This is a genomic window from Kitasatospora sp. NPDC058170 (genome assembly GCF_042883905.1).
In the GTDB taxonomy this organism is placed as follows: domain Bacteria; phylum Actinomycetota; class Actinomycetes; order Streptomycetales; family Streptomycetaceae; genus Kitasatospora.
On sequence record NZ_JBHVUV010000019.1, the window covers coordinates 13,762 to 33,369 of the forward strand.

A 19,608-nucleotide genomic window follows, 5' to 3' on the forward strand; every position below is an offset into this window, starting at 1 on the left:
GGTCCGGACCGTCGCGTCCTCGTGAGTCGCGGGCGGGCCGCCCCCGGGGGCAGGCTGGAACCATGGCTCATCGCAGGGAACACCGGCGGACCGCACAGCCCGGCACGCCGTACACGCAGGCGCTGGCCGAGTTCGGCGCCCGGGTCCGGCTCGTCGCCCCCGGTCAGTGGCAGGCACCGACGCCGTGCGCCGACTGGTCGGTCCGTGACCTGGTCAACCACCTCACCGCCGAGCAGCTCTGGGTGCCCGAGCTGCTGATGGGTTCGACGGTCTCCGAGATCGGCGGCCGGTTCGACGGCGACGTGCTCGGCGCGGACCCGGCCGCCGCCTGGACGGCCGCCGCCGACGCCGCCCGCGAGGCCTTCGAGGTACCGGGCGCCACCGAGCTGACCGTCCACCTCTCCTATGGCGACGTGTCCGCCCAGTACTACCTGGACCAGCTCACCACCGACGCCGTCGTGCACACCTGGGACCTCGCCGAGGGCATCCGCCAGCGCACCCGGCTGCCGGAGCCCCTGGTGGACTTCGCGCTCGGCGAGCTCGCCGGCGCCGGGGACCTCTCGGGCAGCGGGCTGTTCGACCCGCCGCTGCCCGTCCCCGGGGATGCGGGCCCGCAGACCCGGCTGCTGGCTCTCACCGGGCGCCGCGACCGGCTCTGACCTGCGGGGTCGCGGTGGGCGCCAGCCGTACCGCCCGGTGACGCCGGATACTGGAGGTGTCGGGGGGCAACCGGACGAGAGGCGGGCGGACCATGAGCCGCAGGCCGGACATCCTCGGCGAGTTCACCGCCGACCACCGGGCGGTGACGGAGCTGCTCGCCCGGATCGAGGGCACGACGGGACCGGGCACGGCCGCAACGGCCGCCGAAGCCCCGGACCCGGACCCGGCCCCGGACCCGGCCGCAGCGGGTGCGGGCGGGAGCACGGCCGGAGCGGGTGCGGGCACGGGCACGGGCACGGGCACGGGCACGGGCACGCAGGCACCGGCTGCGCCCGGGGCCCCGGGCCCGGACGACGCCGCTGCCGAGGGCGGCAGGGCCGGTGCCGACGGGCGCGGCGAGCTGGTCACCCAGCTCACCGACCTGCTGTTCAGCCACTGCGCCGCCGAGGAGGAGCACCTGTTCCCGGTCGTCCAGCACGATGTACCGCAGGGCGGAGCACTGGTGTTCCGGAGCATCCACGAGCATCTCGCGATCGGCCAGTACCTCTCCGACCTGCAGGGCCTGCCGGCGGACGACCCGGCCTTCGACACGCTGCTCCAGGGGCTGGCCGACACCGTCCGGCGGCACCTCACGGCGGAGGAGAAGGCGCTGTTCCCGGCCGCCCGCAAGGCCCTGCCCGCCGCCGCACGGGCCGCGCTCGGCGAACGGCTGCGGGCGGACCGGGCGGCGGCGAGGCCCGGGAACTGAGGCCCGGAAGCTGAGGTCCGGGAGCTGAGGCCCGCCGGGCGGAACGGGCGGGCCGGGCCCGGATGTCAGCTCTTGGGGCCGATCACCGCGAAGCGCCCGCCCTCCGGGTCCTGGAGGCGGGCCACCCGCCCGTACGGGGAGTCGAAGGCCTGGCCGACGGCCGAGCCGCCGAGCTCCCCGGCCCGGGCGAGCGCCGCGTCGGTGTCCGGGACGGAGAAGGACACCTCCCAGTGCGGCGGCAGGCCCTCCGGGCCGCTCGCCTGCTCCCGGGCGAGGGCGGCGACGCTGTGCCCCTCGGCCCGCAGCACCACCCGGTCGTGCTCCCAGCGCACCTCGAAGCGCTCCGGGTCCCGGCCGTCCCAGCGGAACACCTCGCCGTAGAAGAGCGCCGCCGCGAAGGGGTCGGGCGTGCGCAGCTCGATCCAGACCGGCGCGCCGGGCAGGTCCAGGCGCCGGGCCCGGCCCGGCGGCCCCTCCCAGATGCCGAACACCGCCCCCGCCGGGTCGGCGGCGAACGCCATCCGCCCCGCGTCGAAGGCCAGCGGGCCCACCGCCAGCGTGGCGCCGCGCTCGCGCACCGCGTCGGCGGCCGCGTCCGCGCTCTCGGTCCCGAAGTAGCTGGTCCACGCCACGGGCAGGGTGAGGCCGGCGCCGGCCACCCCGAGCCCGGCGACCGCCTCGCCACCGGTCACCGCGTGCACGTAGGGGCCGAAGCGGTCCGGCCCGGGCTCGAACTCCCAGCCGAGCAGCGGGCCGTAGAACGCCTTGGCGGCGTCCAGATCGCGGGCCATCAGGCTCACCCAGCACGGAACGGCCGCCACGCAGCGCACCCTGGCGGTCTCGCCGCTGCTCATCGCGAACCTCCTTGACCGCCCGGCCGCCGGGCCCGTCCCGACTCCCACGGCCTGCCGGCCGCCCGGGCGCCCTCAGCCTAGGCCGTGTCCGACCGTTCCCGTCGGATCAGCGCGCGCCCGGCGGGAACTGTCGGGCACGCCAATCGGGGCGGGACACCGCAGGCGCGGGCGCGGGCGCGAGGTCGGTCGCGGTGTCCACGCTGGGCGCGCCGCTCGCGGTGACGGCCCCGGCCTGCGGGCCCTGGGTCAGCCGGCCGTCGGCCAGGACGGCCACGCCGTCCGCGAGGGCGTCGGCGGCGGTGAGGTCGTGGGTGATGAGCAGGAGCGCCAGGCCGGTCCGCTCGCGCAGGGCGGCGAGCCGGTCGAGGACCGCCGCGCGGGTGGCGGCGTCCAGCCCGGAGGTGATCTCGTCGCAGACCAGGACCGTCGGGCGGACGATCAACGCCCGGGCGAGGGAGGCCCGTTGCAGCTCGCCGCCGGAGAGGGCGCCGGGGCGGCGGGCCGCCTCGGCGCCGTCGAGTCCGAGCGCGGCGAGCAGCTCCGCGGCCTCGCGGGCGGCCGCCTGCCGGGCCAGGCCGCGCAGCCGGACGGCGGCCCGGGCGACCTGGTCGGCGATCGGCCGGTGGTCCGCGAAGGCGGCCCGTGCGTCCTGGAACACGTACTGCACGGCGGCGAGTTGGCGGCGGTCACGCTGCCGGACGCTGCGCGGCAGCGGCTCACCGTCGAGGCGGACGGTGCCCTCGTGGCGCGGGTGCAGTCCGGCGAGGCACCGGCCCAGCGTGGTCTTGCCGCTGCCGGACTGCCCGACCAGGGCCAGGCACTCCCCCGCCCGCAGCTCCAGCCGGACGTCGCGCAGTACGGCCCCGCCCCCGGCGTGGCGGGCGGTGAGGCCGCCGACCGCGAGGCGGACGGCGCCGGCCGGCGGGCGGCGGCCCTCGGGGAGCGGCCGGTTCGGCCGCACCTGGGGTGGGGCGGGAGCGGCCAGGGCCGAGGCCGGCGGGCCGGTGCGCACGACGCGGCCGGCCGCGAGGACGACCACCTCGTCGGCCAACGCCCGGACCACGTCCAGGTCGTGGCTGAGCAGCACGATGCCGATGCCGCCGGCCGCGAGCTCGCCGAGCAGGACGGTGAGGCGCTGCCGGGTGAGCGGGTCCTGGCCGGTGGTGGGCTCGTCGGCGACGATGACACGGGCCCCGAGCAGCAGTGCCTGGGCGAGCACCACCCGTTGCTGCTGGCCGCCGGAGAGCTGGTGCGGGAAGCGCCGCAGCACTCCCTGGACATCGGCCAGCCGGGCCTGCCGCAGGGCCTCGCGGACGGCGGGCGCCCCACCGCCCGTGCGGCGGGCGATGTCGCGCAGCAGGACGCCGACCCGGCGGGCCGGGTTGAGGACGGTGGCGGGGTGCTGCGGGAGGTAGCCGATCGGACCGGCGGGGGCCGTCACCGAGCCGCCCACCGACGCGCCGGGCGGGTACTCGCCGAGCAGCGCCAGGGCGGTGGTGGTCTTGCCGCTGCCGGACGGCCCGACCAGGGCCGTGACCCGGCCGGGGCGGACCCGCAGGGCCACGTCGTGCACCAGCACGCGGCCGTCGACCTCGACCCGCAGGCCGTCCACGGTGGCGAGGGCGGAGGTCATCGCCGGGGCTCCTTCCGTCCCGGGCGCGCCGGGTGGCGCCCGCGCTGGAGCGCCGTGTCGAACAGCAGGTTGGTGCCGGTGGCGAGGCCGGCGATCAGTACGGCGGGGAGGAGGACGGCCCACGGCTGGAGCAGGAGGCCGGGCCGGTTGCGGTCGACCATCACGGCCCAGTCGGCGGCGTCGGATTGGACGCCGACGCCGAGGAAGGCGGCGGTGGCGACCAGGTGCAGCGCGCCGACCAGCCGGGTGCCCGCGTCGGCGGCCAGCGTGCGGCGGATCGAACGGCCGACCTGGCCGAAGGCGATCCGGTGCCAGGACTCGCCGTGCAGCCGCAGCGCCTCCACCACCGGGCGGGCGGCGGCCTCGACGGCCGCCGCGTGGACCACCCGGGCGGCGTCCGGGGCGGCCGCGAGCGCGACCAGGACGGCCAGCCCGGCCGGGCCCGGGGTCAGGGCGGTGGCGACCAGCAGGACGAGCAGCAGCGAGGGCACCGCGATCAGCACGTCCAGCGGCCGCAGCAGCAGTTCCTCCAGCCAGGCCCGGCCGGTGAGCGCGGCCGCCAGTGCGAGCGGCACCGCCAGCGCGTAGCCGAGCGCCGTCGCGGCGACGGCCACCAGGACCACCGGCCGTCCGCCGAGCAGGACTTGGCGCCAGACCTCGCGGCCGGTGAAGTCGGTGCCCAGGCCGAGGCCGCCGCCGGGCGCGAAGGAGACGGTGTGCGGCCCGGGCGGCCCGGCGAACAGCGGCCCGAGCAGGGCCAGCAGCAGCGGGACGGCGACCAGGGCCGCCCCGAGCCCGTAGCGCCTCACACCAGCACCTCCGTCCGGGGTGCGAGTCGGCGGGCCAGCAGGTCGGCGGCCAGGTTCACCACGACCGTCACCACGCCGAACAGCACCGCCAGCCCCTGCACCACCGGCATGTCGCGGGCCGCGACGGCGTCGAGCAGCAGCGTCCCGAGGCCGGGCAGGACGAACAGGGCCTCCGCCACGACGACCCCGCAGAGCAGCCAGTCGGCGGTGCGGGCGAGCTGCTGGGCGGCCGGGGCCAGGGCGTTGGGCAGGGCGTGGGTCCAGCGGACCCGGGCGGGCGGGACGCCGCAGCGCCGGGCGTGGACGGCGTAGGGCGCGGCGATCGCCTCGACCAGGCCGGCCCGGACCAGCCGGGCGATGCTGCAGACCGGGCGGGCCAGCAGCACCAGCACCGGCAGGACCAGGACGGCTGGCTGCCGCCACACCCCGCCGACGGCGGTCGGCGGCAGCCAGCCCAGCCGCAGGGCGAACACCGCGGTCAGCAGCACCCCGAGCGCGAACTCCGGTACGGCGTAGACCGCCAGGGTGAACGTGCTGATCGCGCGGTCCAGCGGGCCGCCCTCCCGGCGGGCGGCGAGCATGCCGAGGCCGACCGCCGACGGCGCCAGCAGGGCCAGCACCAGGGCGGCCAGCAGGAGGGTCGGCGCGAAGCCCTCCGCCAGGTGGTCCGCCACCGGCCGTCCGCTGACCAGCGAGCGGCCCAGGCCGCCGTGCGCCAACTCCCCCGCCCAGTCGGCGAACCGTTCGACGGCCGGCCGGTCCAGCCGCAGCGCGGTGCGGATCGCGGCGATCCGCACCGGGTCGGGGTCGTCCCCGGCGAGGGCCACGGCGGCGTCGCCGGGCAGCGCCTCGGTGAGGGCGAAGACCACGACCGGTACGGCCGCCACCTGCGCGGCGCCGAGCAGCAGCCGGCGCCCGGCCCGGCCGCGCAGCGGGCTCATGCCAGCCAGACCTTGTCGAAGCGGGCCCAGTCCAGGGTGTTGGCGGGCGCGTCGGCGGCCACGCCGTGCAGCCGCCGGGAGGTGCCGAGGATCCAGTCCGCGAAGCCCCAGATCAGGAAGCCGCCCTCCTCGTGGAGCCGGCGCTGCATCCGCTCGTAGAGCGCGGCGCGGGCGGCCGGGTCGGCGGTGGACTGCGCCTGGGTGTACAGGTCGTCGAAATCGGGGTGGCGCCAGTGGGTGGCGTTGGTGGTGGAGCCGGAGAGCAGTCGCTGGGAGATGTGTGACTCGACGGGCAGCGCCCCGGAGCGGTAGGAGGCGAGCACTCCGCCGTCCAGGATGTCCTTCCAGTAGGTGTCCTTGCTGCCGACCCTCACCTCGACCGCGACGCCCGCCCGGGCCGCCTGCTCCTTGAGGATGCCGGCCGCCTCGACGAACCCGGCGGCGACGGCCGAGGTGTCCAGGGTGACCTTGAGGCCCTCGGCGCCGGCCTCGCGCAGCAGGGCGCGGGCCCGGTCGAGGTCCTGGACGCGCTGGGGCAGGTCGGCCGGGTAGTACTGGGCGCCCTTGCCGAAGACGTCGTTGCCGATCTCGCCCGCCCCGGAGAGGGCGCCGTCGACCAGTTCCCTGCGGTCGGCGATCAGGAAGAACGCCCGGCGCACCCGGGGGTCGTCGAACGGCGGCCGGTCGGTCTTCATGACGAAGCCCTGCATGGCGCTGTTGCGCAGCCGGACGATACCGATCCGGCCGCCGTGTTCGTGGGTGCGGGCGGTGGCGGGGGCCAACTCGTGGGCGTACTCGGCCTGTCCGCCGAGGAGGGCGTTGACCCGGGCCGACTCCTCGTTGGCGACCAGGATTTCGAGCTCGTCCAGGTACGGGGCGCCGTCCCAGTGGTCGGGGTTGCGCCGCACGACCAGGGAGGCTCCGGGGGTGAAGGAGACGAAGGCGAACGGCCCGGAGCCGACCGGCCGGGTGAAGTCCTCGGTGCCCTCGGGGACGATGTAGGCGCCGAACGCGGCCAGCACGTTGGGGAATTCGGCGTAGGGCCGCTTGAGCCGGAACTCGACGGTGGCCGCGTCCACGGCGCGGCTGGCGGCGAGGTCGATCGGTTCGAGGGAGGCGCGGGCGCGGAACGCCCGCCCGGGGTCGGCTATGCGGCGGTAGCTGTAGAGCACATCGGCGGCGGTGACGGGCCGGCCGTCGTGGAAGGCGGCCCTGCGCAGCCGGACCGTCCAGGTGTCGAGGGTGGCGTTGGGCTCCCAGCCGCTCGCCAGTCGGGGGCGGGCCGCGAGGTCGGCGCCGGCGTCGGCGAGCTTGTCGTAGAGGGCCTTGGCGCGGGCGGCGTCGGCGAAGAGGTTGGTGAGGTGCGGGTCGAGGGTCTCCCCCGCGCCGCCGCCGGCGAAGACGGCGCGCAGCCGGCCGCCGCTGCGCGGGGTGGCGGCGGCACCGGTGGCGGAGTCGGCGGCCGGTCCGGTGGTGCGGGAGGTGCAGGCCGCGAGGCCCAGGGCGGCCCCGGCGGTGAGCAGGGTGCGGCGCGGAACTGTCCGGGTCATTCTCAACTGCCTTTTCTTCCGTGCTGGTCGAGCCGGGCGACCAGGTGGATCCGGTCGGCCTCGGCGGTGTCGGCGGGCCGGTCGCCCTCCACCCAGGGCGGTTCGGTGCGCGGGCCGGGGCGGTCGTAGAGGGCGAGGACGGAGAAGCCGTTGGCGGCGAGGACGTACCGCAGTTCCTGCGGGAGGAGGAGCCGCCAGGCGGAGTGCTGGGTGACCGGCTCGCCGCCGCCGTCGTCGGTCCAGATCCGGGTGCGGCGCAGGAGTTGGGCCGCGTGGTCGATCCGGAGGGTGGTGTGCGAGGTGTGGGTGACGCCGTCGTGGGTGACGGTGTCGGTGCGCGGGGCGTCGAGGAGTTCGGTGCGGCCGAGGAAGAAGGCGCCGTTGCGCATCTCGGCGATCAGCAGCCCGCCGGGGCGCAGGTGGCGGCGCAGGCGGCCGAGCAGGGCGTCCAGGTCCTCGTTGGTGTGGCAGTAGAGCAGTGCGCTGTCCAGGCAGAGCGCCGCGTGGAAGCGCCGGCCGAGCCGCAGGCTCCGCATGTCGCCGACGTGGTAGTCGGGCCCGGGGTGGCGGGTGCGGGCGTGCCGGATCATCTCCTCGGAGCTGTCCAGGCCGGTGACCGAGCGTCCGGCGGCCCGGTGCAGCCACTGCGCGTCGCGGCCGGTGCCGCAGCCGAGGTCGAGCACGTCCGGTCCGGCGCGGTACTCGTGCAGCACCGACTCGGCCCAGCGGGCGGCCCGGAACCCCGGGTCGGGGAAGCGCAGTTCGTAGAGTTCGGGGGTGTCGGTGAGCAGGTTGCGGCCGTTCATCGGGCCTCGCTGGGGAGTGGGCGGGCGGGGGCGGGGAGGCGTCCGGAGCGCTGCAGTCGGGCGAGGGCGGCGGCGGAGGCCAGGCCGAGGCCGCAGCAGAGCAGCCAGGGCGCGGCGGCGGCGCCGTCCATGGCCCGGCCGACCGCCGTGTTGCCGAGGGCGGCGGCGACGCCGGAGACCACGTAGTAGAGGCCGTAGTAGGTGCCGGTGAGGCCGTCGCGGCCGAAGGCGGGGATGAGTTCCAGCACGAAGGGCTGGGCGGTCATCAGGCCGAGCTGGAGCAGTAGGACGCCGCCGAGGACGCCGGGCAGGCCGGGCGCGGCGAGCGGGAGCAGGAAGCCGGTGGCCGCCAGCGCGAGCCCGAGGGTGATCCAGCGGGCGGGGGCGGCGCGGCGCTGGAGCCTGGTGGTGATGCGCAGTTGGAGCGTGAGGTTGGCGAGGGTGCTGGTCAGGAAGACCAGGCTGACGGCTCCCTCCCAGCCGGTGGCGCGGCGGGCGGCGTCGGGCAGCAGCAGGTAGAGCTGGCTCTCCATGCCGAACAGGCCGACCATGGCGAGGGCGAAGGCCAGGAAGCGCCGGTCGGCGGCGACCTCGCGCCAGTCGGCGAGCAGGCCGCGCTCCGGTGGCGGGACGTCCCGGGCGGGCAGGGCGAGGGCCTGGGCCGCGGTGAGCACGGCGAAGATCCCGGCGGCGGTGAGTGCGGCGGCCCGGAAGTCGACCAGCAGCAGGACGGTGCCGAGCAGCGGGCCGGCCAGCGCTCCGGTGGTGGCGAACACGTTGAACAGCGCGAACGCCTCGGCCTTGCGCTCCCCCGCCTCGTGCGCGACGTAGGTGCGTACGGCCGGGTTGAACAGGGCGCCGGCCAGACCGCTGAGCGCCGAGGCGGCGAGCAGCACGGCGAGCGAGTCGCCGAGTGCGAACAGGCCGAAGCCCGCGGTGCGCAGGGCGCAGCCGGTGATGATGACGCGGCGGGCGCCGAGCCGGTCGGCGGCCGAGCCGCCGATGATGAACAGGCCCTGCTGGCTGAGGTTGCGCACGCCGAGGACGGCGCCGACGGCGAGGGCGGAGAGCCCGAGGTCCTGGCCGAGGTGGCCGGCGAGGTACGGGATGAGCAGGTAGAAGCCGGTGTTGACGCCGAGCTGGTTGACCAGCAGCAGCCGTACGGGCAGCGGGAAGGTCCGTACGGCGCGCAGTATCCTCACCGGTCGGCCGTCGGGTCGCCGGGGCGGGCGGGCAGCACGCCGAGGCCGGCCCGGTCGGGGGTGCGGACGGTCCCGTCGGTGCCGCCGATGCCCTGCCAGGGGTCGTGGGCGAGCAGCAGGTGGCCGTCGAGGTCGACCCAGCGGGCGCGGTCGGCGAGGTGGACGGCGGGGGCGATGCCCAGCGAGCTGGCGGCGAGGCAGCCGAGCATCAGCTCGGTGCCGCTGCCCTGGAGGGCGGCGTGGATGCGCAGGGCCTGGTGGACGCCGCCGCACTTGGCGAGTTTGATGTTGACGCCGTGGACCCGGCCGGCCAGGCGGACGGCGTCCTCGTAGCCGACGGCGTCCTCGTCGGCGATGATCGGCAGCGGGGAGTGCTCGGCGAGGGCGGCGAGCTCCTCGGGGCGGCCGGGGGCGATCGGCTGCTCGACCGCCTCGACGCCCAGGGCGGCGAAGGCGGGCAGGAGTCGGCGGGCCTCGGGCGGGGTCCAGGCGCCGTTGGGGTCGAGCAGGAGGCGGGCCTGCGGCGCGGCCTCGGCCACCGCGCGGACCCGGGCGAGGTCCTCGGCCGGGTCCGCGGAACCGGCCTTGACCTTGAGCACGGTGAAGCCGGCGGCGTCGAGCCGGGCGGCCTGGACGGCGGCGCGGGCGGGCTCCTCGATGCCGATGGTGCGGGCGGTGGGGGCGGACACCGGGGCGAGCCGGCCGAGGAGTTGGTGGGCGGGTGCGCCGGCCCGCTTGCCGACCAGGTCGAGCAGGGCGGCGTCGACGGCGGCCAGTACCCCGGCCGCCGGGTCCTTGAACTCCGCTGCCCCGCGCTGGAGTTCGGCGAGGGCGTACTCGGGTCCGGGGAACCGCTCCAACGCGGGTCGCAGGGCTTGGAGTTCGCGCAGGATGCGGTCGGTGGGCAGCTGGAGGTAGGCGCTGCTGACGGCCTCGCCGTGGCCGGTGAGGCCGCCGTGGGCGATCGAGAGCCGGACGGCGTCGCGCTCGGTGGTGACCGAGCGGGAGATCCGCAGTGGCCGGGCGAGCCGGAGCCGTACGGTGTGGACGGCGATCCTCATCGGCGTTCCTCCAGGCGGTCGGTGCGCCAGCGGGCCCATCCGGCGACCTCGACGGCGGCCGGGTGCGGGATCTCGATCGGGCGGGGTGCGGCGTGTGCGGGCTCCAGCCCGTGGCGGTGGCAGAAGGCGTCGTCGTAGACGGTGCCGAGGTAGCGGTGCGGGCCGTCGGGGAAGACGGTGGCGACGGCCGCGCCGGGGTGCACCCGGGCGGCCCAGGACGCCACCAGGGCGACGGCTCCGGTGCTCCAGCCGCCGCTGACGAAGCTGCCGCGGGCGAGGCGGCGGCAGGCGTCGACGGCCTCGGCGGGGCCGACCCAGTGGATCTCGTCGAAGACGTGGTGGGCGACGTTGCGCGGGTGGATGGAGCTGCCGAGGCCGCGCATCAGCCGGGGGCGGGCGGGTTGGCCGAAGATGGTGGAGCCGACGGAGTCGACGCCGATGATCCGCAGGCCCGGCCAGCGGCGGCGCAGCGGTTCGGCGAGCCCGGCACTGTGGCCGCCGGTGCCGACGCTGCACACCAGTACGTCCAGGTGGTCGAGTTCGGCGGCGATCTCCTGGGCCATCGCGTGGTAGCCGGCCGCGTTGTCGGGGTTGTTGTACTGGTCGGGCCAGTAGGCGCCGGGCAGTTCGGCCAGGACGGCGCGCAGCCGGGCGAGTCGGGCCGCCTGCCAGCCGCCCTGGTGGGCGGGTTGCCCGACGATCTCCAGCCGGGCGCCGTAGGAGTGCAGCAACTGCCGCATGGACGGTTCGAGTTCGGCGTCGCCGATGAGGACGACGGGGTGGCCGAGGGCCTGGCCGGCGAAGGCGAGGCCGATGCCGAGGGTGCCGGAGGTGGACTCCACCACGGTGGCGCCGGGCCGGAGTTCGCCGCGGGCGTGGGCGCCGCGCAGCATGGCGACGGCGGAGCGGGCCTTCATGCCGCCGGCGCCGAGGCCCTCCAGTTTGGCCCAGAAGCCGGGGTGGGGGTGGGGCAGCGGGGTGCGGATGCGGGCCAGCGGGGTGCGGCCGAGCAGGCTCAGCAGCTCGGGGTTGCCGAGGCCGGCGGGGGTGAGCAGCGCGGTCACCGGGCACCGCCGCCGTACAGGTGGAGGACGGTGGGTCCGCCGTCGAGCCAGAAGAAGGGGTACGGCTCGGCGCTGACGGCGGTGGCGCCCTCGCCCAGCAGTCGGGGCAGGACGGCGCTGCCGGTCTGGGCGAACAGCACCAGCGGCTTGCCGGTGGCCCGGGCGTGGGCGAGCAGCGGGTCGAGCGTGCCGTTGCCGAGGGTCATCCCGGAGGCGAGGACGGCGTCGCAGTCGTCGAGGTGGGCGAGGGCGTCGGTGCGCACCGGCTCGCCCCACTCGGTGGCGCCGCCCTTGAGGTCGCACGGGAGGTAGTCGATGCCGCGCGAACGCAGCTGCTCCAGCAGTGAGTTGACCACGCCGACGACCAGGACGCGGCGCACCCCCGGGGGGAGCAGGCCGGTGACGGCCCGGGCGCGGGCGCGGGACTTCGCCAGCGAGGTGCCGGCCGGCAGGGCGACCGGGCGGGCCCCGGCGGCGCGGGTGTGCGGGCGGCAGTGCATCAGGTAGGCGTCGAGGGCGGCGACCCGGACGGCGGTGAGCGGGTGGTCGAGCAGGTCGGCGACGCTCGCGCCGACGCAGTCGGTGAGCGCGTCGGCGGGCAGCTCGCCGGGTTCGACGGCGCAGGAGCCGGTGGCGGCGCCGAGGCGCAGGCTGAGCACCTCGTTGCGGTAGCCCCGGGCGCGGCCGGTGTGCCGGACGGCCTGGCTGGTGGTGAAGGCGAGGGCGATGTGCAGGTCGGCCGGGTCGGATCCGTACCGCCCGGCGCGGGCCCGGTCGGCGAGCCCCGCCAGGGCGGTGGCACCGGCCAGGGCGGTGGCGCCGGCCAGGGCGGTGGCGCCGGCCGCAGAGGTGGCGCCGGCCGGGGAGGCGGCGGCGGCCGGGGAGGCGGTGGTCACGCGGGCACCGCCTGGGCGCCGGCGGGGCGGTAGCGGGGCCGCAGCCCGGTCAGCAGCCGCTCGGCGGTGCGGCGGGCGCCGAGCCCCTCGGTGTCGGCGGTCATCACGTGTCCGAGGTACTCGTTGTTGCTGGTGGCGGGCCGGATGTCGCGGCCGGGCCCGGCGAGGGACAGCTCGACCACCGCGTCGTCGCGCCGGACCGCGGGCTCGCCGTCGAAGCCGTCCAGCAGACCGGTCCGCTCCGGCACCAGGAAGGCGATCGCCGCGCTGGCGACGCCGGTGCGGTGGACGGTGAGGTCGGGACGCCGACCGAGGGCGACGTCCACGCAGGCGGCGGCGAGGTCGACGCCGGTGACCCGGCGGACGAGTTCGGTGATCCGGTTGCCGGCCGGGCGCGGGTTGACCTCGACCACCCGGGGGCCGGCGGGGGTGAGCTTGATCTCGGTGTGGGCGACGACCTGGTCCAGTCCGAGCGCGGCCAGTGCGGCGAGGGCGGTGGAGACGGCGGCCGCGGCGTCGGCGGGGTCGAGCGCGGCGGGGAACATGTGGCCGGTCTCGATGAAGGAGGGCGCGCCGCCGACGCTCTTGTCGGTGACGCCGACGACGTGCGCGGTGCCGTCGAAGGAGACCGTCTCGACGCTGACCTCGGGGCCGGTGAGCAGCTCCTCCAGCAGGACGACGGGGGCCCGCCGCTGGCCGCGCGCGTTGACCGGGAAGGCCTCCAGGGCCCGCAGGGCGGCGGTGAGCTCGCGTTCGTCGAGCACCTCGCGGACGAACATCCCGGCGCACAGGTCGACCGGTTTGACCACCAGGGGGAAACCGATCGCCCGGGCGGCGGCGAGCGCCTGACCGGGGTCGTCGCAGAGCGCGTACGAGGGCCCGGGCACGCCCGCCCCGGCGAGCGCGCGGCGGGTGAGGTCCTTGCGGCAGGCGGCCGTGACGGCGTCGGGCGCCGGTCCGGGCAGGCCGAGCCGGTGGGCCGTCCGCGCGACCAGCGGCAGGTAGTAGTCGCAGGAGGAGAGCACCCCGTCGAAGCCGAGCACCCCGTGCAGCCGTTCGGCATACGGGAGCAGTGCGGCGGGGTCGTTGGTGTCGGCGGTGAGGACGTTCTCGGCGGCCAGCAGCGGGTGCGTCCCGTCGTCGGGGGCCGCCCGCAGGTAGTGGTGCAGGTCGCGGGTGAGGAAGGTGAAGCGGTGCCCGCCCTCCCCCAGCGCCCTGGGCAGCAGTCTGCTCATGGAGCCGACCCAGCTCTCGATCACCAGCAGATGTGCCACGGATCTCCCTCTCGACGGGGTGCGGCAGACCGGTCCGGCCTGCTGGGGGAGAAACTTAACGGCATCCGTTTTCATTTTCAACACGCCTGTCGACGGATCGCCAGATGAAAGTCGTTTTCATGTAGGCTCGCAGCCATCCACCCCCGCAGCACGCACGGAGGAAGCCGATGGACCGTCAGACCGTCTACACCGTCCGGCATGCCCGGCCCGAGGACGTGCCGGGCGCCCGCCGACTGATCCTCGACACCCTCTACCGGGAGTTCGGCTACGGCTACGTCCCCGAGTGGCACGCCGACGTCGTCGACCTCCAGGGCCACTACCTCGACCACCCCCGGCACACCCTGCTGGTCGCCGTCCGACAGGGCGAGGTGGTCGCCACCACCGCCCTGCACTCCACCGGGCCCGCCCACCCGCCACACCCGCGCGAGGTGGCCGAGCGCTACCCCGACGGGACGACCGCCCAGCTCGTCCGGGTGTACGTCCGGGCCGAGCACCGCCGGCACGGCCTGGCCCGCGAGCTGGTCCGCCGCGCCTGCGCGTTCGCGTCCGCCGAGGGCGGGTACCGGTGCGTCTACCTGCACACCAACGCGGACATCCCGGGCGCCGAGCCGTTCTGGCGCAGCCTCGCCGAGGAGGTCCACGACGCCCGCCCCACCGGCGAGCACGGCCCCGGCGTCGCCACCGTCCACTTCGAGATCCCGCTGCACCGGCCGGCCCTGGTCTGACCCACCCCGCCCGGGCCTGGTCCGGCCCGTCCGACCCGGGCCGGGCGGCCCGTATTCCGAATGTGATGCAGGTCACACTCCAGGGCGAAATTTCCGGGGACTGAATCCCCGTTTGCTCTTTCGTACGTCGAAACGGGGAAGATTTCCCCGGTATCGTGGGAGGAGCACGCAGTGAGCAGGACCGCCGCCGCCGAGCCGGCCCGCACCACGGACCCCGTCCGCGCACCCAGACTGCGCGCGGACGCGACCCGCAACCGTGAGCGGATCATCCTGGCGGCCCGGGAGGCCTTCGTCGAACACGGCGCCGACGCGCCGCTGGACGAGATCGCCAAGCGGGCCGGTGTCGGCAACGCCACCCTCTACCGGAACTTCCCGGATCGCTCCGCGCTGATCCGGGAGGTGGCACTGCTCGTCAAGAACCGCATCCTGGCGGCCGCCGAGGCGGCGACCGCCGAGGGCGCCGGCCCGTTCGACGCCCTGCAGCGGTTCGCCCACGCGGCGGTCGAGGAGCAGGTCGGCGCGCTGTGCCCGATCTTCTCCAACCGGGTCGACCCGTTCGACCCGGCCCTGGTGGGGGCCCGTGAGCGGCTGGCGACCGTCGTCGGCGGTCTGATGACGCGCGCACGGGAGGCCGGCGAGCTGCGGGCGGACGTCGACCACGGCGACCTGTTCGTCGCGATCAGCCAGCTCACCCGACCGCTGCCGGGCACCTCCTGCCACCTGCTCGACGGCTTCGTCCACCGGCACCTGCAGCTGTTCCTGGACGGCCTGCGGGCGCCCGCCCGTTCCACCCTGCCCGGCCGGGCCGCGACCTTCGAGGACTTCCAGCCCCAGCACTGATCCACCGCCGCGCTTCGCACACCGACCGCCCTGCTTTCACCCGCAACGCACCGTGAAGTGAGTACCCCCATGCCCAAAACAGCCGCTCAGCCGGACATCCAGCCCGATCCGAGGCGATGGAAGGCCCTGATCTTCATCGGCCTCGCCCAGCTGATGGTCGTGCTCGACGCGACCATCGTGAACATCGCCCTCCCGTCCGCCCAGCAGGACCTCGGCATCACCGACGGCAACCGCCAGTGGGTCATCACGGCCTACGCGCTCGCCTTCGGCGGCCTGCTGCTGTTCGGTGGCCGGATAGCCGACCTGTGGGGCCGCAAGCGGACCTTCGTGGTGGGCCTGACCGGCTTCGCCGTGGCCTCCGCGCTCGGCGGCGCGGCCGCCAACACCGCGATGCTGCTCGGCGCGCGCGCCCTCCAGGGCGTCTTCGGCGCCCTGCTCGCCCCGGCCGCGCTCTCGCTGCTCGCCGTGATGTTCACCGAGGCCAAGGAGCGCGCCAAGGCGTTCGGCATCTACGGCGCCATCGCCGGTGGCGGCGGCGCGATCGGCCTGATCCTCGGCGGCCTGCTGACCGAGTACCTGAACTGGCGCTGGACCTTCTTCGTCAACATCCCGTTCGCCGTGGCCGCCGCGATGGGCGCCGTCATGGTGATCCGCGAGCCCGCCGGGAGCCGCAACCGCAACCGCCTGGACATCCCCGGCGTGCTGCTGGTCACCACCGGCCTGGTCGCCCTGGTCTACGGCTTCACCCGGGCCGAGTCCGACGGCTGGAGCTCCAAGATCACCATCGGCCTGTTCATCGCCGCCGCGATCCTGCTGACCGCCTTCCTCGTGGTCGAGCGCGTGGTGAAGGCCCCGCTGCTGCCGCTGCGGGTGGTCCTGGACCGCAACCGCGGAGGCGTCTACCTGTCGCTCGGCCTGGCCGTGATCGGCATGTTCGGCCTGTTCCTGTTCCTGACCTACTACCTGCAGATCGTGCTCGACTACAGCCCGGTGCTGACCGGCGTGGCCTTCCTGCCCATGGTGGCGGGCATGATCACCGGCTCGACCCAGATCGGCGCCCGGCTGATGACCCGGGTCCCCGCGCGCTACCTGATGGCGCCCGGCTTCCTGGTCGCCTCGCTCGGCCTGCTGATCCTCACCCAGATCGGGCTGGACACCTCCTACCCGGCGCTGATCCTGCCCGGCCTGGTCCTGATGGGCCTCGGCATGGGCACCGCGTTCATGCCCGCGATGAGCCTGGCCACGCACGGCGTCCAGCCGCGCGACGCGGGCGTGGCGTCCGCCATGGTCAACACCTCGCAGCAGGTCGGCGGCGCCATCGGCACCGCGCTGCTGAACACCATCGCGGCCAGCTCCACGGCCACCTACCTCGCCGCCCACCTCGGCGGCGCGACCAGCCCGGACGCGGCCAAGGCGCTGCAGTTCCAGGGCATGGTGCACGGCTTCTCGACCGCGATCTGGTGGTCGTTCGGGATCCTGGTGGCGGCCTCCGCCATCGCCTTCGTCCTGATCAACGCCGGCCGGCCCGGCAGTGGGGCCGAGGGCTCGGACGCGTCCGAGGGCGCGGGCAGCGCCAACGACGTGCCGGTGCTGGTGCACTGACCCCTCGGGGCGACGCGGGTGCGGAGCGGCCCGTCCGGTGTTTCGACACCGGGCGGGCCGCTCGCCGTTTCGAGTCCGAAGCGGCGACCCGTCCGCTTCGGCCCGCCCGGGCCGCCTGGTCCGCGTCGCCCGGGCCGCACCCGGGCGGCTCCGCCCCCTCGATCCGGCGGCCGCGGTGGACCAGAATGGAACCGCCCACCCGGCCGGGGCGGCGGCCCGAGCACCGGCCGGTGGCCGCGTACCTGCCCGGCCCGGCAAGGGAGGACATCGTGCCCGACCGTACCGACCAGCTCGCCGACCACAGATACCTCCTCCTCACCACGTTCGACGAAGACGGTGGCCGGGTGCGTTCGCAGATCTGGGTGGTCGCCGACGGTACGGCGCTCGGCATCTGGACGCCCACCCACTCGGGCGAGGCCGAGCGCATCCGCCGCCACCCCCAGGTGCTGGTCGGCCCGTGCGACTCCCACGGGCGCCCGACCGGCCGCCAGGTCCCGGCCCGCGCGGCGGTCTGCGACGCGGACGCGACGGCGCGCTACCGCACCTCGTTGCTCAACAAGTACGGCATGACGGCGCTGATCGCCCTGGCGCGCAGCCGGTTCCGGCTCGGCCTGGCCGGGACGATCGGCATCCGGATCACCCTCAACGAGCTAGAACGGCGGCTGATCGGCCCGGAGTGGCAGCTGCCGGCCACGTACTGCCCGAACTGACGCTCGGCGCGCGGCGCGACGCGTGGCGGCCCGGCCGCGGGTGGTCAGCCCGCGGCCGGGCCGTCCTCCGGCGGGCCGCCCCCGCTCCCGGGCGATTCGCTCCCGCCCGGGTCGCCCCCGGGCAGGCCGCTCCCGGGCTCCCGCGCCAGGTCGGCCGGCTCGCACGCCTCGCGGCCGGTGCCCGCGTGCACGACCTTGACGGCCCGCTCGGGGCCGCCCGGCACGACCTGCTGCTCGCGGCCGCACCGCGGACAGATCAGGGGAATGCTCGGCATCCGCGTCTCCCTCCGCCGGGGACCGGGTCGCACCGGTCAGGTCAGGGGGTGGGTCGGGACCGGGCTGACGGCCTGGATCTCGCCGTGGGCCTTGGTGAGGAGCTGCGACGCCAGGTCGTTGAGCGCGCGGGCGGCCGCGATCTCCTCCCCGACCCTCAGCTGTTCCGGGTCGGACGGGTGACGGCTGGTGTAGCCGTGGGCGCGCAGCTCGGAACCGTCGCCGAGCCGGAGCAGGGCCGCGGCGGCCGTCCTCGCGCCCTCCTCGCGGAACTCCATCTCGATGTGCCAACCGACCAGAGTCTGCATGGCGGATCACCTCCATCGGTTACCACCTCCAGAGTGCGCCGCACCCAGCGTGAACACCAGGGCAGACCGGTCCGGGTCGAGTTGAACGCGTTCAATCCCGGGGCGTAGAGTCACCGCCGTAAGGATTTGAACGCGTTCAATGAAGGGGGTGGGACCGCCATGGGCCCAGGCACCGCGGAGCTGGTCAACCTCATCGTCCTGCTCGGCATGGGCGCCGTGATCCCGCTCGGCCTCACCCTGATCGACGAGCCCGGACTGGCCCGGCTGCGCCGGTACTGGCCGCTCGCCGCCGTACCCGGCGCGCTCTCCCTCTGGCTGCCGCGCGGCGGACTCGCCACCGGCTGCGCCGCACTCTACGCGCTCGGTACCCTCGTCCTCGCCGCCCGCGCGCCGCTGCGGCTGTACCGCACCCGCTCGCTCGCACCGCGGGAGGTCGCCGTGCTGACCGCCCTCGCCACGCCCTCGGTGGCCGGGCTCGCGCTGGTCGCCGAGCGCTCCGGTCACCGGCTGTTCGGCTTCGACCTCGACATCCTGGCGCTCACCGTGCCGCACTTCCACTTCGCCGGGTTCACCGCCGCCCTAGTCGCCGGGCTGGTCTGCCGGACCGCGCCCGCCACCAGCGCCGCCGCCCGGTTCGCCGCCCTCAGCGTGCCGCTCGGCACCCTGCTGGTACTGGCCGGATACTTCGTCGACGACTGGGCCGAGCTCGCCGGAGCCGTCGTGCTCACCATCGGGATGTGGCTGGTCGGCCTGCTCACCTGGCGCGACCTCCGGCCCCGTGCCCGCACCGCCGACCGGACGGCCGCCGCGCTGCTCGCGGTGTCCTCCGTCGTCCTCGCCGCCACGATGCTGCTCGCCCTCTGGTGGGCCCTCGGCGAGGCCGCCGGAATTCCCCACCCCACGCTGGGCTGGATGGCCGCCACCCACGGCGTCGGCAACGCGCTCGGCTTCGCCCTCTGCTCCCTGCTCGCCTGGCGCCGGCTCGGCGCCCCCACCGAGGAGACCCCCCGATGAACGACCCCGCCCGCCCGCAGGCCCGCCCCGGCCTCGACCACCCCGACCTCGCCCGCCCGCAGGACGGCCTCGACCACCCCGACCTCACCTACCCGGAGCTCGGTGCCAGCCGCACCGGCGGCCCCCTCCCGGCCGGGTACAACCACCTCCGCCACCGCGTCCTGATCGGCCACGGCCGCGCCGCCCTGGACGCCGCCGGCGCCGCCGTCCTCGGCTGGCGGATGCACCGCGCGGTCGGCGTCCTGGTCACGTCCGAGGCCGACCGGGCCACCCCCGGAGCGGCCGTCGAGTGTGCGATCGGCCTCGGTCCGCTACGGATCGGCGCCCCCTGCCGGGTGGTGTGGACGGCCGACGGCCCCGACCGCTACGGCCTCACCTACGGCACCCGGGCCGGCCACCTGGCCCTCGGCGAGGAGACCTTCCTGGTCGAGATGGGCCCCGACAAGGCCGTCTGGTTCAGCGTCACCGCCTTCAGCCGCCCGGGCCGCCCGTTCGCCCGCCTCGCCGGCCCCCTCCTCCCCCTCGGCCAGCACCTCTTCGCCCGCCTCTGCGGCCGCGCCCTCACCCGCGTCGCCGCCTCGGCCACCTCGGCTGCCTCGGCCACCGCCCGCGGGGAGGGGTCCCGGTCCTGAGAGGGC

Annotated in this window: 21 protein-coding genes; 8 read left to right on the top strand and 13 right to left on the bottom strand. The window is 76.0% G+C overall.

Annotated elements, in window-relative coordinates:
- Positions 1-62 precede the first annotated feature (62 nt).
- Positions 63-659 carry a TIGR03086 family metal-binding protein gene (locus ACFVVX_RS21710; protein ID WP_387947940.1) on the top strand — a complete coding sequence of 199 codons (597 nt, stop codon included), beginning with the start codon at positions 63-65 and terminating at the stop codon, positions 657-659.
- A 92-nt stretch (positions 660-751) separates the two neighbouring features.
- The gene (locus ACFVVX_RS21715) at positions 752-1,408 is read left to right on the top strand and encodes a hemerythrin domain-containing protein (protein ID WP_387947942.1); all 657 of its coding nucleotides are present in this window, start codon (positions 752-754) and stop codon (positions 1,406-1,408) included.
- A 65-nt stretch (positions 1,409-1,473) separates the two neighbouring features.
- Here ACFVVX_RS21715 and ACFVVX_RS21720 read toward each other — a convergent pair whose 3' ends face one another.
- From ACFVVX_RS21720 to ACFVVX_RS21770, 11 genes are all read right to left on the bottom strand, one after another.
- Positions 1,474-2,262 carry a VOC family protein gene (locus ACFVVX_RS21720; RefSeq protein WP_387947944.1) on the bottom strand — a complete coding sequence of 263 codons (789 nt, stop codon included), beginning with the start codon at positions 2,260-2,262 and terminating at the stop codon, positions 1,474-1,476.
- Positions 2,263-2,368: 106 nt separating this feature from the next.
- Positions 2,369-3,895 carry an ABC transporter ATP-binding protein gene (locus ACFVVX_RS21725; RefSeq protein WP_387947946.1) on the bottom strand — a complete coding sequence of 509 codons (1,527 nt, stop codon included), beginning with the start codon at positions 3,893-3,895 and terminating at the stop codon, positions 2,369-2,371.
- Positions 3,892-4,704, bottom strand: a complete 813-nt coding sequence (locus ACFVVX_RS21730) for an ABC transporter permease subunit (protein WP_387947948.1) — start codon at positions 4,702-4,704, stop codon at positions 3,892-3,894. The genes ACFVVX_RS21725 and ACFVVX_RS21730 overlap by 4 nt, the downstream gene beginning before the upstream one ends.
- The gene (locus ACFVVX_RS21735; protein WP_387947950.1) at positions 4,701-5,645 is read right to left on the bottom strand and encodes an ABC transporter permease; all 945 of its coding nucleotides are present in this window, start codon (positions 5,643-5,645) and stop codon (positions 4,701-4,703) included. The genes ACFVVX_RS21730 and ACFVVX_RS21735 overlap by 4 nt, the downstream gene beginning before the upstream one ends.
- Complete coding sequence (locus tag ACFVVX_RS21740) at positions 5,642-7,195, bottom strand: ABC transporter substrate-binding protein (protein ID WP_387947952.1); 1,554 nt, start codon at positions 7,193-7,195, stop codon at positions 5,642-5,644. The genes ACFVVX_RS21735 and ACFVVX_RS21740 overlap by 4 nt, the downstream gene beginning before the upstream one ends.
- 2 nt (positions 7,196-7,197) lie before the next feature.
- Positions 7,198-8,001 (bottom strand): class I SAM-dependent methyltransferase, encoded by an 804-nt coding sequence (locus ACFVVX_RS21745; RefSeq protein ID WP_387947954.1) that lies wholly within the window; start codon positions 7,999-8,001, stop codon positions 7,198-7,200.
- The gene (locus ACFVVX_RS21750; protein WP_387947956.1) at positions 7,998-9,203 is read right to left on the bottom strand and encodes an MFS transporter; all 1,206 of its coding nucleotides are present in this window, start codon (positions 9,201-9,203) and stop codon (positions 7,998-8,000) included. Before ACFVVX_RS21750 ends, ACFVVX_RS21745 begins: the two co-directional genes overlap by 4 nt.
- Complete coding sequence (locus ACFVVX_RS21755) at positions 9,200-10,264, bottom strand: dipeptide epimerase (protein ID WP_387947958.1); 1,065 nt, start codon at positions 10,262-10,264, stop codon at positions 9,200-9,202. Before ACFVVX_RS21755 ends, ACFVVX_RS21750 begins: the two co-directional genes overlap by 4 nt.
- On the bottom strand, positions 10,261-11,328 hold the full coding sequence (locus tag ACFVVX_RS21760; protein ID WP_387947960.1) for a PLP-dependent cysteine synthase family protein: 1,068 nt from the start codon (positions 11,326-11,328) through the stop codon (positions 10,261-10,263). Before ACFVVX_RS21760 ends, ACFVVX_RS21755 begins: the two co-directional genes overlap by 4 nt.
- The gene (locus ACFVVX_RS21765; protein WP_387948270.1) at positions 11,325-12,137 is read right to left on the bottom strand and encodes a Rossmann-like domain-containing protein; all 813 of its coding nucleotides are present in this window, start codon (positions 12,135-12,137) and stop codon (positions 11,325-11,327) included. Before ACFVVX_RS21765 ends, ACFVVX_RS21760 begins: the two co-directional genes overlap by 4 nt.
- Before the next feature lie 83 nt (positions 12,138-12,220).
- Positions 12,221-13,498 carry an ATP-grasp domain-containing protein gene (locus ACFVVX_RS21770; RefSeq protein ID WP_387947962.1) on the bottom strand — a complete coding sequence of 426 codons (1,278 nt, stop codon included), beginning with the start codon at positions 13,496-13,498 and terminating at the stop codon, positions 12,221-12,223.
- Between the two features lie 167 nt (positions 13,499-13,665).
- Here ACFVVX_RS21770 and ACFVVX_RS21775 point away from each other — a divergent pair, with 167 nt between their 5' ends.
- The 4 genes from ACFVVX_RS21775 to ACFVVX_RS21790 all read left to right on the top strand — a co-directional run bounded on the left by ACFVVX_RS21775 (position 13,666) and on the right by ACFVVX_RS21790 (position 17,375).
- Positions 13,666-14,223 (top strand): GNAT family N-acetyltransferase, encoded by a 558-nt coding sequence (locus ACFVVX_RS21775; RefSeq protein ID WP_387947964.1) that lies wholly within the window; start codon positions 13,666-13,668, stop codon positions 14,221-14,223.
- A 171-nt stretch (positions 14,224-14,394) separates the two neighbouring features.
- On the top strand, positions 14,395-15,063 hold the full coding sequence (locus ACFVVX_RS21780; protein ID WP_387947966.1) for a TetR/AcrR family transcriptional regulator: 669 nt from the start codon (positions 14,395-14,397) through the stop codon (positions 15,061-15,063).
- A 69-nt stretch (positions 15,064-15,132) separates the two neighbouring features.
- Positions 15,133-16,665: an MFS transporter gene (locus ACFVVX_RS21785; protein ID WP_387947968.1), complete on the top strand. Its 1,533-nt coding sequence runs from the start codon at positions 15,133-15,135 to the stop codon at positions 16,663-16,665.
- 269 nt (positions 16,666-16,934) lie between these two features.
- A complete protein-coding gene (locus tag ACFVVX_RS21790) occupies positions 16,935-17,375 on the top strand; it encodes a PPOX class F420-dependent oxidoreductase (protein ID WP_387947970.1) in 441 nt (146 codons plus the stop codon).
- Positions 17,376-17,419: 44 nt separating this feature from the next.
- Here the strand turns inward: ACFVVX_RS21790 and ACFVVX_RS21795 are convergent, their stop codons facing one another.
- Positions 17,420-17,650: a hypothetical protein gene (locus ACFVVX_RS21795; RefSeq protein WP_387947972.1), complete on the bottom strand. Its 231-nt coding sequence runs from the start codon at positions 17,648-17,650 to the stop codon at positions 17,420-17,422.
- A 36-nt stretch (positions 17,651-17,686) separates the two neighbouring features.
- Positions 17,687-17,956 carry a DUF1876 domain-containing protein gene (locus ACFVVX_RS21800; protein ID WP_387947974.1) on the bottom strand — a complete coding sequence of 90 codons (270 nt, stop codon included), beginning with the start codon at positions 17,954-17,956 and terminating at the stop codon, positions 17,687-17,689.
- A 159-nt stretch (positions 17,957-18,115) separates the two neighbouring features.
- Here ACFVVX_RS21800 and ACFVVX_RS21805 point away from each other — a divergent pair, with 159 nt between their 5' ends.
- Positions 18,116-18,970 carry a YndJ family protein gene (locus ACFVVX_RS21805; RefSeq protein WP_387947976.1) on the top strand — a complete coding sequence of 285 codons (855 nt, stop codon included), beginning with the start codon at positions 18,116-18,118 and terminating at the stop codon, positions 18,968-18,970.
- The gene (locus ACFVVX_RS21810) at positions 18,967-19,602 is read left to right on the top strand and encodes a DUF1990 family protein (protein ID WP_387947978.1); all 636 of its coding nucleotides are present in this window, start codon (positions 18,967-18,969) and stop codon (positions 19,600-19,602) included. Before ACFVVX_RS21805 ends, ACFVVX_RS21810 begins: the two co-directional genes overlap by 4 nt.
- The last annotated feature ends 6 nt before the right edge of the window (positions 19,603-19,608 follow it).